Raw genomic sequence first — 14,458 nt, 5'->3', positions numbered from 1 at the left:
ATGAATATATCAGTACAGTCTCTACAACGAATCGTTCGACGTAATGTGGTTATTCCTTTAGACAAAAACAAAAAATTTACTTTTTATTATGAAGATAATTCTGTTGTGACTTCTCTTTTTGTCGTTTTATCTGCGATGTTTCCGCCGGGTGAAATGTTCTTCATCGAGAGCGTGCGTAATGTTCGTGATCAAATTACGGATGAAACATTGCTCGAAGATATTCGTAATTTTATTGCGCAAGAAGCTTTTCATAGTCGAGAACATAAATCTCTGAATGAGCATCTGATTCAATCAAATTATACAGAAGTAGTCGAAATCGAAGCCTTAACCAAAGCAAGATTGGATAAATTCCGTAAACTTCCCAAAGTTGAGCAATTAGCGGCGACCGTAGTGATGGAGCATTTCACTGCTACTCTTGCTCGCTTACTATTGACTGATTCATTAATCAAACAGAAAACCACTCAAGAAAGTCGAAATCTTTGGGAATGGCATGCGCTTGAAGAACTAGAACATAAATCTGTTGCTTTTGATGCGTTGAAAGCGATTGGTGGTAATACGGTTAGACATCGAAGAATTGCTTTGATTCGGGTAGCTCGCTTTATTGCCCCAATTACCTTTGATTATTGGATACAGATTTTAATACGTAAGGATATTAAGTTTTCAGCCAAAGAACTGAAAGATGCATTTTATTTGGCATTTGGTGGTGTAAATCGTTTGGGTATCTTTTCTCGCACGTTTATCGAAATGCTTGATGTCAGAGATCAACATTTCGATCCATTGGATATGCAAACAGATCAACTCGAAGCTGAATACCGCGAAAAACTCTTTGGTGAAAATGGTATTTTAAAAAGTGCACTTAAAAGCTGAGTGTTATCAAACAAGAAAAGCCGCTTTAAAGCGGTTTTTTATCTACAAGAATCAATAATATTCTCTAAATTTTCACGCTGAAATGAAATTTCATAAGTAAGTGTGGGCACAATGAAACTTTGAGAATTAAATCCTAATATCTGACGATCAAAATTTTTTATTTGCTTCAAAGTTTTTGATAAATGAATGTGCATTACCAAACCATCAAAGTAAAAACGAACAATATTTAAATGCCGACTTCTCGTGACTTCACAACGCTTAGGTAAATCAAATTTTCTAATAAAAGGTGTTTGATTATGAATTTTCCCTTTTGTCGATAGCTGACATAATTTAATTGGATAAAAATGAATAGCCCCAACATCCCTATTTAGCAAAAGGAGCCTAATTTTATCTAAATCCTTCTTAGGGATGCTTATTTCACTGAAGCCTTTTTGAGTAGTATTACAAGCTCTCCATAATAAACTCAAAGCAAATAATCTTAACTTTTTCCAATCTAAGTTAGAAAACTCTCTTACACCGTAATGATCATCAATTTTGTAAAAAGTTGAATGCTCTGAGTTGAACTCAAACTCCCAACTCCCCCAAATTAACTGATTGGTTCTCAAAATTTGAATTGCTGCTGTATCAAACGCAGTAAGAATATCTTCTCCCTTACGGATCACCAACTCATAATCGTACCAACTACTTGTCGCTTTTTTAGGGAAAGATCTTTCTCCAATCAGCTTCATGATTCCCCCACTCACCTCAGGTTTAGTCAAAGCTTGCGGAATTAAATGTGATTTAATAAATTTTCCATATTCTAAAGTTAATTTACATTGACCTTCTTTTCTCATAATTCCTCTATTTTCTAATAACTCAAAGTTAATTTAAATGTAAAATTCCTTTTTATTTTATAACTATCTAAAAGCATATTTTATTATAAACTCAAAAAACATAAGACCTATCAAACTGTAAAAAAAACTTCTCTATCCGTGATTTATAATTGCTCTCATATTGCCTTCTTCCATATGAAGAAAGCGCTCTTATTTATAAATTGATTAATAACTATAATTTTAAATTGGATATCCTTCTCCTATAGAAAGGTTTAGGGATAAAAATCACTCCCCTCTTAATACACCCAACTTATTCCAAATATCCGGAGTTAAAAAAGTCGTGACTAACTTATTTAAATCAATATAACGCAAGGTGCCTTGCAACTGCTGTCTGACCGCTGGGTCTTTCACAATATCCTGCCCTGCACTCTGACCTAACTGTTGGAAAGCCTCACCAACCGCTTGAATCCCCTCAGCCTGAATCACCGCTTTGGTCTGTGTCGAACACTGCTCAACAATCACACGCTGTAACACCTGTGCCAATTTCTGATCTAACTGATTCTTTTGCTCAGGCGTAACATTACTAAAAGATTTTAAATCAGGGTGCGCTGCTAAAGCCGTAAACGTCCATTGCAATACTGTAGTCTTATCTGCTGCGGTAGTGGCTTTCACCAAACAATCACTCAGTTGATCGACGGTTGGCCCTGCTATAGCTACTTGCGTTGCCCCCAACACAGCCGCAGCCATGATCACAGAACGACTTAATTGAGATAATTTACGGCGAAATGAAAAATAAACACGAGACATAAGTGCAAGTTCCGAAAAGCAATCAGTCTCTTTGTACCACGCACTATACAAATCATCTGTTATGACGCTGTAAATTGCGTAAGCCCAAAGCCTTAAAACTTAGACAAAATGTAAAACTCGAACTTAACCTTGTCCTTGATAATCCCAATGTGCAGGAATATTTGGCTGTTTTGGCACTTTGTTTAAATCAATATTGAGATTGCGACTACCCTTAAATGATTTCTCACCTGAATCCGATGCTGGTGATACCTCTAAACTATAACGATAACGGAATTGCCACAACATCGGTTTAATCGGACGAATATCTAGACTCAAACTATCCTCATCGTGGCATTTCCCTTTAGAAGTGTCATAATCCTGTTCAGAGAAACACGCCCGAATCATGCGATTAAAACTAAAAGGATAATTTTCAATAAAGCGATGTGTCTGCCCTGAATCCTTGAGTTCATAAAAACTTGCACGCTCAATCCCTGCACCACCACCTGAATACATTTCAGAAAAGGTATCAATCTGCGCAATCGCATAACGGTTTTCAGTCATGGGAAACAGTTTAGGAAAAATATATTGGCTAGTCCGTTCCATTTCTTCTGATGGTGCTAATTGTATACGCCACTGATGAGTTAATTTCAGTCCAGTTTGCGATACATGAAATTGAGCAATATCACTTCCTGACAATAGCCATAAATTTTGATCCGCAGTTTTTAAACTACGCCATTGCCTTTGCTGTTGGCAGAGATCTTTAAGTTGCTCACATATTTGCGTTTGTTCAACTTGGCTGAGTTGTCCTTTTTTAAACTCTAAAATCTGCAACGGTGCAGCAAAAATTGAAGAACTTATACAACTGAATGAAACAGTTAAAATCAGTCCACTTATATGAATTTTATTATTCAACATGATTTTTCCTTAGGCTATTTTTATTGGCGTATCGTTTTATTTTACAACGGCTTCGATTTTATCAAGTTCCCAAACCCCGCCCGCAGCAAGCCCTTTACACATACCTGTCCACATATCTTTGGTGTGTACAAATTTCTGACCATCCCATACCCATTCACCACTCGACCAACAATCTCCGATGCCACGACCTTTTTGAGCGCTCTGAATCACACCTTCATAAAAATCTGATGCATGTTCCGTTACAAAAGTTGCTTTTCCCTTGAGTGATTCATCTAATACCCACCCACCATGACCTTCATTGTAGGCTCCACGCCAACAGATGGTCATCGCCAAAACTTTGTGATTTGTGAGCTTATATAACTCAATCGGTTGTGATTCATACGTATCACCATTATAAAGCCCATTACAAAACCCCTCTTCTTTTGGAGTCGGCTGAGCAGCCATCAAAACCTGATATACAGATTGATACTGTTTTGTTTTAGGTTGTAGCGTGAGATAAGGTTTATCAGTTGTTTTCACCTTTTTCACAACCAGTTTCGGTTGAGCAGCCAAAACCTTAGATTCATCAGCTTTGCCTTTTTTAATTAATGCCCCAACTGTACCAATTCGCTTTTGAAAATCATCCATTTTCAACAATGCAGCAGTCATACCTGCATCAGAGATACGCCATTGCACATTTGCGTTTTTAAATACAATCTCTGTTTTTTGTTTGGCTTGTTGCAGTAAAGCATTGACTTGCTTAGTTGAAAGTTTTCCCATGATTGGAAAATCTGAACCATCAACAGTCACTTTCCCTAAATCTTTTCCATTCACATAAAAATGAATATTTTTAAGTTTTGCTGATGATAGAGATTCTTGTTCAAAATTACCTAACGCAAATTCAGCACTGACAGCTTGCTTTGCTCCAGCTTTGCGTATCAGTAAGAGTGATGCTGGCTGAGTTTGATCATTACTATAGTCATCCGAATAGCCTGCTGCTTGGCATGTTCCTGTATTGGTACAGTATATTTCCCACTCCTGATGTGAAAATGAAATCCCTTTGATTTCCTGTGCAAAAGCAGTCGGACTGAGCACCACAAAACAGCAAACGGAAAGTATATTTTTCATCGGATTCATTTTTTATCACTCGAATTTATTATCAAACTTGTAATGAGTTTAAATGGCTTATGTACTGTTGTCATATGCCATTTTATTGCAGAACAGAGTAAATTATGAAAGCAAAATGAATTTGGTCAAATTTTAAAAATGAAAAGAACAGTTTTATTGTCCACGATTTTAATGGGTCTATTCTCATCAAGCATTCACGCTGAAATAGCAATTTTTAAGGCAACTTTTCCTCAATTTAGCAACAGTGCAAAAGAACGTAAAACTGAAAATCAAATTTATCCTCTCGGTGAAGCTTCTTTTTCTAATGGTATTCGAGTGCCTTTTTATGGTGTAACTGTACTTCATCCTGTGGATGATGGCTTATTAAAAGATTTTAAATCATGTAGCGTAAAAAGCTGTCATTTTAATTTTAAGTTGAAAGCTGAACATGCATCACAACTCAAACTGGTTGCTTTACCTGAGCTTGGTGTCATTCTCGTTCCTAAAGATTGGCAAGATGTTCAGGCAAGTGCAGGAGCCAATGGAACTGGCTCAGGCTTACTGATGAGTCCAAACAAAAAACAAGCAATTGAACTTTATGATTCATCAGTTTGTGTGGGTTGTGGTATGCCTTATGCCACGCTTTATTTTCCGAATTTGCTCAAACAAAGTATGGAATACGAATATGGTGGCTATCAAGATCGACACAAATTAATCAATATCGTACATCCATCTAAACAAGTTGCTTTATTTAGTTATCAAGTGCCTAACTTGAGCTATAAAACGCACGGCGTAGCCAAATATATTGATGATGGTGATTTTAATTTTAGAGAAATCAAAGTCACTTTGGATAAGTCACAACAGCATTTAGTCGGAACGATTCTAAATTTTTATCATTATACGCATTAGCAAAATATCAGTTCTAAACTGTTTGGCTGGCTTTAAGTAGATGCAAAAAGTGCTCTATGCGAATATTCTTGCCTCTCACTCTATAAATCGCATAAATCGGTGCAATACACGGTTTTTTCGCTTCTAAAGGTCGATAGATGATCTGCTTATTCCAAAAGTCTTGAATCGAAGCCGGTACGATTGAAAGTCCGATCCCTGCTGCGATCAAGTTGAGACTTGAAGTTAAACGTGGGGCTTCTTGGATGATATTCGGACTGAAACCTGCTTGATAGCAATTTGCCAAAATATTATCGAATAAGTCTTGCCCTGCTAAACGACGGTACAGCACAAATTCATAAGGTTCTAAATCGAGTAAATGAATCGCACCCTCTTTTTCTACCAATGGATGATTACTCGGTAAAGCCACGATCAGCGGCTCATCCAAGACATGAAGACTTTGTACGTCTTTATGAATGGGTGCAGGCTTGCGTAAAAATACAATATCCAGTTTTTCATTGATCACGGCATCTGTTAAGGCTGTACTGCTGTCCTCTTCCAAATGAATTGCCACAGCAGGAAATTTCTCACGAAATTGGCGCAATAATGCGGGTAAAAATGGATGTAGACCTGCCGAATTGGTAAAGCCAATATTAATCTGACCTTCCAAGCCCTGTGCAATATTTCTGACGCGTTTTGGAATCGACTGCGCATGCGCCAAAATCGTAATCGCCTCTTGATATAAGGCTTTTCCTGCTTCTGTAACTTCGACACCACGAGGCAATCGTTTTAATAATACGGTATCCAGTTCTTCTTCTAAACTTTTGATTAAACGAGTTAAGGGTGGCTGTTGCATATGCAGTCGAACAGCGGCTTTTGAAATATTACTTTCCTCGACTACAGCAACAAATGCATTGAGTTTGTGAATATCCATCAAGCATACCTTAAAAGTATAGATCATGTAGAAAATAGCATTTGTAAATATATCACTATTCCACCATCCTATCATGAGTAGATGAGATGAGGACGTATTCCGATGAAAGCCGAAGCAATATCAATAGAGCGTGAACCAGTATCATCAACGCCTGATTGCAAGGCATTATTCACGGGATTTATGCAATTGGGTTTGATGGGATTTGGTGGGGTACTCCCCTTAGCTCATCGCATTATCGTTGAAGAAAAAAAATGGATAGATGAAGGAAAATTTACCGATTTACTCGGTGTATGTCAGCTACTTCCTGGCGGTAATATTATCAATATGTCAGTTGCGATTGGCATGGAGTTTCAAGGCATTAAAGGTGCAATCAGCTCTGTACTGGGTTTAATTTCAGCGCCAACTGCGATTGTTTTGATCATCTATCAAGTCTACGAGCATTTCCAATATTTAGCTGCGGTGCAACACATGATTCAAGGACTAGCGGCAGCTGCCGCAGGTTTACTGTTTGCGACAGGATTTAAAATGTTACGCCCCATTTTAAAAAGCTATCTCACAGTTTTGACGATTGCATTGACCTTTGTATTTATGTTGCTCATCAAACTTCCTTTAGCGCTGACTTTATTTATCTTAGTTGCGATTAATCTGTTGGTACTTGGAGTGAAAAAATCATGATCTTATGGACATTAGTGATCGTATTCACACAACTCTCTGTATTGGCTTTTGGTGGTGGTAACGCTATCCTGCCTGAAATGCAGCATCAAGTTGTAACCGTACATCAATGGATGACTGCTGAACAATTCAGCTCATTGTTTGCAATGGCACAGGCTGCACCCGGTCCTAATATGATGATTGTGCCACTGGTCGGTTGGCATGTCGCTGGTCCAGCAGGTCTATTGGTTACATCCTTAGCGAAATTTGGTCCATCTTCGATCATCACCATTTACGCACTTAAATTTTGGCAACGTTTTAAAGCTCATCCCTTACGGGCAAGATTCGAGAAAGCTTTAAAGCCAATCACAGTCGGTTTAGTCTTAGTCAGTGCATGGCTGATTGCGGATGCTTCAGCACAAAATGCCTTATTAGTCTTAATTGTGATCTTGACCGCAATTCTTGGGATGTTTAAAAAAGTTCATCCTTTATGGGTCATGGCATTAGGCGCTGGATTAGGGATTTGCCTACTTTAGGTAAGAAAAAAACCTGCACTAAGCAGGTTTTTTTCTTTGCAAGATTTAGTCTTTATCAAGAATCGATTCAAAAGCTTTTAGACGCTTATGAATAGATAACAGCTCAATAATAGTTTTCCATGAACTGATCAGATATTGAAATGATTCACGAACTTTATCAAAAATATTACTAATTTGGTTAATCAAACCCAACGTCATTTTACCTGCAGAAATTGCAGGGAATAATACGACGAGGCTATACAAAATATCGAGTTGCTTGTACCAAATAGCGACTAAATTAAAATAAGCATAATGAAAATAGAGTTTGAAATAGTTATAACGAACTCGGCTAAATAACTCTTTAAGTGTCAATGGGTCAGCTCGATCCTCATGATCTTCACCATAGACCAGCTCTTTACGATAAGCGGCTTCAACTTTTTGGTTATTGAATTGCAAGCCCGGAAGTTTTTGACCTACGATCATTAAAACAACTGTTCCCACAACTGCCCAAACAATTGCAGCCCAAACAAGTGAGTGTTCAATTTCACCGACGATTGGTAGTACAGGTACTTTTTCTGAAATCTTAAATAGTAACGGTAAGAATGCAATTAAAACCATCACTGATTTTATAAGCTCTACACCTAGATCTTCCATGATCGTGGCAAAGCGCATGGTATCTTCTTGTATACGCTGTGATGCACCCTCAACGTGACGCAGTTTATCCCAATTGGCAGTGTAGTATTCATTCATTGCTGTACGCCAACGAAATACATAATGGCTAGTAAAGAAAGCATTCACGACGGCAAAGGTCACTGCCACCATCGCGATATAGAGGAATGTTAATGTGCCTTTATAAAGATCATTAATATCACCGCCACCATCACTGAGCATTTTTTGGATCATGTCCCAAAATGGACCATACCACGCATTAATTGCAACGCTGACCTGAACGCCAAACCAAATATTAAATAAAATAAAGGCTGAACCCCAAATTGACCATCTCTGCCATTTGTTATCTGACAAAAACCGCCAAAAACCTGCAAATAAAGCTGTAGCAACAAAGAACCAAATATAAAACCAAATAAATGCTGGCGACCAGAAACGGCTCACTCCTATAGGTAATTCAGTTTCAGCATATCCTTTAGGAAAACCCAAATATTCACCCCAGCCATGTCCACCGGTATACCAAAGCAGCATATTGAGTGCTAACCACACGATGACTGAAATAAAAAACAAACGTGGGTTAGGAAAAAAAGATTTAAACATCGCGTTTAACAATCCTTGTAGTGTTGCTATTGACGTTAGAGCGTCATCCTATAACTTCAAACTTAAATGTGTCTGATAAAAAAGTTTAATGATTTGTAGTTATTTACCTGTTTTCTCATTTTTTTCATAGTATTTTGTACAGCTTTTACAATTTGTTTGAATAAATAAAATTTTCAGCCAAACAAATTGGATGATTTGACTGCACCACCTTTCACTTTAAGCATGATTAAGGATTGGGTGTACCCGCTTTCAAAGCCAAATTTTGTTGATCACGCTGCTTAGCATTTTTTTTGGTTTCAATTGCCAATTCAATGTCTGAAAGTTTGGCTTGTGCTGCATCAATCCCTGCTTGCATGGTCATCTCACGTCCTTTCACATCAAAGATATGTGCTTTCTCACGTAGATCAGGTTGGATCACGACATCTGCATCTTTCAACTCTTCTTCAGCCAATCGCCCTTGCATGATATTGATATTTTGATTGAACAAGCCCCATACATTCGTGGTTTCGGTATGAATCGGTTGAGCCAAAATATCCACTGCAATCACAATATCTGCGCCTAAATCACGTGCAACATCGACAGGTACAGGGCTAACCAAACCACCATCAACATATTCAACATCACGGATCTTGGTAGGTACAAACATACTTGGTATCGATGTAGATGCACGTACTGCTTGCCCAGTATTACCATAATTAAAGACAGTTTTAGAACCTGCTTTTAACTCAGTTGCAACCACGTACATTGGGATTTTAAGTTTTTGTAATGGCGTGTTATGGACTTGCTGATTGATATAGTCTTCAACTTTTTTACCATCAAAAAAGCCTTTCAGACTTACACTGACGTCACGTACGTCATTGGCTTTTAGTTTAAGTGCAATGTCTCTTAATTCTGCTGCACTTTTTCCACTGGCATAAATCGAACCGACAATACTTCCCGCACTGGTTCCGACAATAAAATCGGGGCGAATGCCTTGTTGCTCTAACACTTCAATCACACCAATATGTGCATAACCACGCGCGCCACCACTGCCTAAAACTAAAGCGACCACGGGTCTTTTTTGTTTCTGTTTGATCAAGCTAAAAGGCTTATTTAGGGCTTGCTGTACTTGAGCATCTTCAATAGCAGGTTTCAGATGTGATGTCGTTTGACATCCTGCCAACACCATAATCGATAGACTAAGCGTAAATAATTTAAGCTGTTTCATCATTCAGTTTTGCCAAATTCACCCAATTTTCTGATGTGAATATTAGCTTGAGTTGAGCAGTAATGCTGTATCAGTTTTTTTGTTTTAATGATGCAAAAATAAAAAGCCCCTCGAAAGGGGCCTGAGCTTATGACCAAATATCAGAATCAACTTTTTTCTTTAAAGTTGGATGATTATCAATTTTGAACTCAGGTTCTTTAATGCCTTTTTTAAGCTGAGCGGTATAGTCTTTCAATAAAATGAGAGCAATTGGTGTTAATAGCAATATCGCAATTAAGTTAATCGTCGCCATTAAACCCATCGACAAATCTGCCATTGACCAAACTAATGGCACGCTGGTAATCGCACCAAAATAAACCATTGCCAAAACCAATACACGGAAACCAAACATGATTTTAGGATTGTTATTAATAAACTGAACGTTACTTTCTGCGTAAGCATAGTTACCAATAATCGAGGTAAAAGCGAATAGGAATAAAATAATAGCAAGGAAGCCACCACCCCAACTACCAATCTGACTTTCTAAAGCTTTTTGCGTTAAGGTTACGCCTTCAAATCCTGCTTCATGGTACAAACCTGAAACCATAATAATGATCGCTGTACATGAACACACGACAAAAGTGTCCACAAAAACACCTAACATTTGTACCAAACCTTGGTTCACTGGATGTTTAACATCCGATGCAGCAGCGGCATTCGGCGCAGAACCCATACCTGCTTCGTTTGAGAACAAGCCGCGCTTAATCCCCATCATCATAGCCATTGAAATCATTGCACCGAAGAAACCACCTGCAGCTGCTTCAAACTCAAATGCTTTGCTAAAAATGAGTTTAAAAATCTCTGGTAACATTGGGAAATTAATGATCGCAATGTATAAAGCAACCATAATATAAAGCAATGCCATAAAAGGCACGATACGTTCAGCAACTTTAGCAATACGTTTGATACCGCCAAAAATAATCAAGCCAGTCATGATAACTAATACAATACCGACCCAAGAAACTTCTAAATCCAAACCACCGAGACCAAGAATTAGATTGGCTTTATCCCATCCCCAAGCATGTGAGGTTGCACCAATAATCGCATTTGCTTGGACTGCATTAAATACAAAACCATAAGCCAAAATAAGTGACAAAGCAAAGAAAATCCCCAACCACTTTTGCTTTAAACCTTGTGTAATGTAGTAAGCAGGACCACCTCGAAATTGTTTATTTTGGTGATCTCTCACTTTAAAAAGCTGTGCAAGTGATGATTCAACAAAAGCTGAACTCATCCCTAAAAATGCTGTGACCCACATCCAGAAAACGGCACCAGGTCCACCAATCGCAATTGCAATCGCTACACCCGCGACATTACCTACACCGACGCGACTTGCAAGTCCTGTAACAAATGCCTGAAATGGTGTAATCCCATGATCATCTTGAGCTTCTTTACGACTACCTTTCATCACCCGAATACTTTGGATAAATAGACGGAGTTGAACAGCACCCGTTGCAATGGTGTAGAACACCCCAACTGCAACCAATAAAATGACTAAGAAATTCCAAAGCGGATCATTTAAAAATTGCACCCACGACATCAGCGTGGCACTTAATTGTTCATTCATCACTTATTCGCTTTTAACAAATTGATGACCTATTTAAGGACATATACGATAACAAGGTATGAATCAAAAAAGCCCCTTGTGGGGGCTTTTGATCCGATTTAGACAAAGAATTTCAAAATCACTTGAATGACGGTTGCGTTGATTAAATCGACGAAGAATGCACCACAAAGCGGAACGATTAAGAATGCTTTATGCGAAGGTCCATACATATTAGTAATGGCTTGCATGTTTGCAACTGCGGTTGGCGTTGCCCCCATACCAAAACCACAATGACCTGCAGCTAATACCGCAGCATCGTAGTTTTTACCCATCACACGGAACGTTACAAACGCAGCATACAATGCCATGGTAATGGTTTGAGCACCTAAAATAACAACAAGCGGGCCAGCTAAATCAGCCAACTGCCATAGTTTTAGAGAAAGTAAAGCCATAGCCAAGTAAAGTGACAATGATGCATTACCAAATACGTCAATTGCACGATCAAAGATATCAACTTTTAAAACGCTTTCTAAAATATTTCTTAGAATAACACCACCACCGAGTGCCCATACGAACGTAGGCAATTCAAACCAAGTACCCTTGCTATAACCTGTCATAAATTCAGCAAATGCCAAACAAGCAGCAAACATACCTAAAGTAGTAATTGCATTGTCTGCGGTAATTAAACGGACTTGGTGTGGATTTTCAAACGGCGCAAGCTCATCTGGATGTTTATCTAAATGCGTATCACGATTTTGGATTTCAGAAGATGTTTTTGCCTGTGCCAAGCTATAACGATTGATCAGCAATTTAGCCAGTGGACCACCGATAATCCCACCGATAATCAAACCAAAGGTTGCACTTGCCATACCTAAAGCTAAAGCACCTTGAATACCATGTTGAGTTTCAAAAATTTCTCCCCATGCACCCGCAGTACCATGACCACCCGTTAAAGTAACAGAACCAGCAATCAAACCAATTAATGGATCTATACCCAATAACGTGGCAAGACTCATACCAACTGCATCTTGTACAATAATGAATGAGGCGACACAAATTAAGAAAATAACCAGCCCAATACCACCCTCTTTTAGCTTCATAAAATTGGCACTTAAACCAATCGAAGCGAAAAAGATCAGCATAAAACTTGTCTGCAATTCACTACTAAAAACAATACTATAGCCAAAGAATGAGTGAACAAATAATGACAACACAGCGGCAACTAAACCGCCTGCAACTGGCTCTGGGATGTTATAACGTCTTAAGAAGTCAATTTTATTGACAAGCATACGCCCTAATAATAAAACGATGACCGCTGAAATTAGGGTGTAAAAACCATTAAAAGTAAATTCCATATCTTCTTCCGTTTATTTTATTAGTCTTTTCGATGAATCATGATCACCACTTAACTAATAAAATAGTAACTCTCAAATTGAGTAGAAACACAACCGACTTTATAAAAATAATACAGTTCTTTGTAAGAACTCAAATCCATTTAAAGTGGTTGGTTTCCATGGATAATTACGCCTACAGGATAGGTTAGAAGTTGTAGCGAGCCATAGCCCCTACACGGTTATCCTTACCTTTTTGACCATTAAAGGTTTTACGTTCACCATAGATATACTCTAAACCAAACGTAATGGGTGTTACTGGTGAATACATAATGTTCCACCAACCTTGTTGTAAGGTTTTATTTTGCGTTGCATCTGCAAAAGCTTGTTTAGCAAAGTCATTATTATCATTTGCAAACATTGCGCCATAAGCTAAGGTACTACGCATTTTCGGGGTAATTTGGTAAGTTGTGCCTAATGTCAAGGCATCAAACTCATTCAAATTTAAACCAAAATTATTTTGATTCACATTAAAAGCATTGTTGGTATACAGTAAAAATTTACTATCACCTTTCACATGCGAATAATCAATCATCGCCTGTAAACTATCTGTGAATTTATATTTTGCACCAATCGCTACGCCCCATCCCCAATCTGCATCATTCGCACTGGTTTGCTGGTTGTTGCTATCAAACGCGACTTTGCTACGTGCTTCAGTGAGTAAAGTACGTACCGAAGTTGTAGCATTGCCATCAGCGAAGTCGTATTTCAGTTTAGACGTAAGCGCAGGAGCTCGATTGTCATCATTGCCCTTTTCTAAAGCGACCGCATAACTGGTATCAGAATTGATTTTCCCACTATAACGCACCATTGGTGTTCGGTAAGTCCCAATGCCAAGTGGTGAATTAAAATCAAGCATTTCTGGCTGTACATCTGTTGCCAAGAATGTCGATGTTGTTTGACCAAATAACCAATCATTAAACGTCATATAAGCATGACGAATGCGGATCGTATCGTTGCTCGCGCCGCCACGGAAATCAACTTCTAATTTACCACCGACATTGGCTCCCTCAATAGGTGCTTTGAAATCTAGACCTAAACGAGTGACTGTCGCTGTGCTGTAAAAGCGATCGCTGTTTTTTTCGTTAGCTTCAAGATCAACGCTATTGATACGGTTAAAGATGCCATTCCCACCTTTAGCTTGGTAAGAAGCATCACCACGTAAAAAACCATACAATTGAACTTGAGCACCAGATGCGGAGTGAAAACCCAAAGATGATTTTTGAGGACTCTCTTTTTGAACTGGTTGAGTATTTGATGTATTCGCCACAATGGTTGCTTGGGTATCCACTGTTGGTAAAACTTGATTTTTTTGTTTTGATTGCGGAACGTATTGTTCAAGTAAAGCTCTTAATTCTTTTACTTCGTCACGAAGTTGCTGAATTTGTTCTTGTTCAGTAGCAGCCTGAGCACTATTCATCATGAAGATTGCAATGCTTAATGCTAATCCTTTAACAATGAATGGCTTACGGATGAGAGTTAAACTCATGAGAAGCTCCTTGGTTTGGTGTATATTTCAACATTTTCCAAAAGCATAAAATTGGGTAAATTTAATACG

General features: G+C 38.3%; 14 protein-coding genes. 4 read left to right on the top strand and 10 right to left on the bottom strand.

Features of this window, described 5'->3' with window-relative positions; all coding sequences use genetic code 11:
• On the top strand, positions 1 to 867 hold the full coding sequence (locus NGC85_RS03685) for a metal-dependent hydrolase (RefSeq protein ID WP_254804878.1): 867 nt from the start codon (positions 1 to 3) through the stop codon (positions 865 to 867).
• A 38-nt stretch (positions 868 to 905) separates the two neighbouring features.
• Here NGC85_RS03685 and NGC85_RS03680 read toward each other — a convergent pair whose 3' ends face one another.
• The 4 genes from NGC85_RS03680 to NGC85_RS03665 all read right to left on the bottom strand — a co-directional run bounded on the left by NGC85_RS03680 (position 906) and on the right by NGC85_RS03665 (position 4,496).
• Entirely contained in the window at positions 906 to 1,700 is a 795-nt protein-coding gene (locus NGC85_RS03680; protein WP_254804877.1) for a hypothetical protein, read from the bottom strand.
• A 264-nt stretch (positions 1,701 to 1,964) separates the two neighbouring features.
• A complete protein-coding gene (locus NGC85_RS03675) occupies positions 1,965 to 2,486 on the bottom strand; it encodes a hypothetical protein (RefSeq protein ID WP_254804876.1) in 522 nt (173 codons plus the stop codon).
• A gap of 123 nt (positions 2,487 to 2,609) precedes the next feature.
• Positions 2,610 to 3,380: a hypothetical protein gene (locus tag NGC85_RS03670; protein ID WP_254804875.1), complete on the bottom strand. Its 771-nt coding sequence runs from the start codon at positions 3,378 to 3,380 to the stop codon at positions 2,610 to 2,612.
• Positions 3,381 to 3,416: 36 nt separating this feature from the next.
• Positions 3,417 to 4,496: a DUF1176 domain-containing protein gene (locus tag NGC85_RS03665; protein ID WP_254804874.1), complete on the bottom strand. Its 1,080-nt coding sequence runs from the start codon at positions 4,494 to 4,496 to the stop codon at positions 3,417 to 3,419.
• 129 nt (positions 4,497 to 4,625) lie between these two features.
• Between NGC85_RS03665 and NGC85_RS03660 the strand changes: the two genes are divergently transcribed.
• The gene (locus NGC85_RS03660; protein WP_254804873.1) at positions 4,626 to 5,375 is read left to right on the top strand and encodes a DUF4850 domain-containing protein; all 750 of its coding nucleotides are present in this window, start codon (positions 4,626 to 4,628) and stop codon (positions 5,373 to 5,375) included.
• 13 nt (positions 5,376 to 5,388) lie between these two features.
• Here NGC85_RS03660 and NGC85_RS03655 read toward each other — a convergent pair whose 3' ends face one another.
• Positions 5,389 to 6,288 (bottom strand): LysR family transcriptional regulator, encoded by a 900-nt coding sequence (locus NGC85_RS03655; protein WP_254805544.1) that lies wholly within the window; start codon positions 6,286 to 6,288, stop codon positions 5,389 to 5,391.
• A 99-nt stretch (positions 6,289 to 6,387) separates the two neighbouring features.
• On the opposite strand from NGC85_RS03655, the gene NGC85_RS03650 reads away from it, so the two are divergent.
• Positions 6,388 to 6,960 (top strand): chromate transporter, encoded by a 573-nt coding sequence (locus tag NGC85_RS03650; RefSeq protein ID WP_254804872.1) that lies wholly within the window; start codon positions 6,388 to 6,390, stop codon positions 6,958 to 6,960.
• On the top strand, positions 6,957 to 7,472 hold the full coding sequence (locus tag NGC85_RS03645) for a chromate transporter (protein WP_254804871.1): 516 nt from the start codon (positions 6,957 to 6,959) through the stop codon (positions 7,470 to 7,472). Before NGC85_RS03650 ends, NGC85_RS03645 begins: the two co-directional genes overlap by 4 nt.
• A 45-nt stretch (positions 7,473 to 7,517) precedes the next feature.
• Here NGC85_RS03645 and sbmA read toward each other — a convergent pair whose 3' ends face one another.
• The 5 genes from sbmA to NGC85_RS03620 form a co-directional block, all read right to left on the bottom strand.
• A complete protein-coding gene (gene sbmA / locus NGC85_RS03640; RefSeq protein ID WP_254804870.1) occupies positions 7,518 to 8,717 on the bottom strand; it encodes a peptide antibiotic transporter SbmA in 1,200 nt (399 codons plus the stop codon).
• 226 nt (positions 8,718 to 8,943) lie between these two features.
• Entirely contained in the window at positions 8,944 to 9,924 is a 981-nt protein-coding gene (locus NGC85_RS03635) for a patatin-like phospholipase family protein (protein WP_254805543.1), read from the bottom strand.
• Between the two features lie 127 nt (positions 9,925 to 10,051).
• A complete protein-coding gene (locus NGC85_RS03630) occupies positions 10,052 to 11,530 on the bottom strand; it encodes a sodium:alanine symporter family protein (protein ID WP_254804869.1) in 1,479 nt (492 codons plus the stop codon).
• Between the two features lie 98 nt (positions 11,531 to 11,628).
• A complete protein-coding gene (gltS, locus tag NGC85_RS03625; protein ID WP_005061651.1) occupies positions 11,629 to 12,864 on the bottom strand; it encodes a sodium/glutamate symporter in 1,236 nt (411 codons plus the stop codon).
• A gap of 184 nt (positions 12,865 to 13,048) precedes the next feature.
• Positions 13,049 to 14,389, bottom strand: a complete 1,341-nt coding sequence (locus NGC85_RS03620; protein ID WP_254804868.1) for a DcaP family trimeric outer membrane transporter — start codon at positions 14,387 to 14,389, stop codon at positions 13,049 to 13,051.
• Between the last annotated feature and the right edge of the window lie 69 nt (positions 14,390 to 14,458).

Source organism: Acinetobacter sp. Z1 (genome assembly GCF_024296945.1).
In the GTDB taxonomy this organism is placed as follows: Bacteria; Pseudomonadota; Gammaproteobacteria; order Pseudomonadales; family Moraxellaceae; genus Acinetobacter; species Acinetobacter beijerinckii.
The sequence above is the reverse complement of the archived record's forward strand: the minus strand, read 5'-3'. Positions and strand labels throughout refer to the sequence as shown.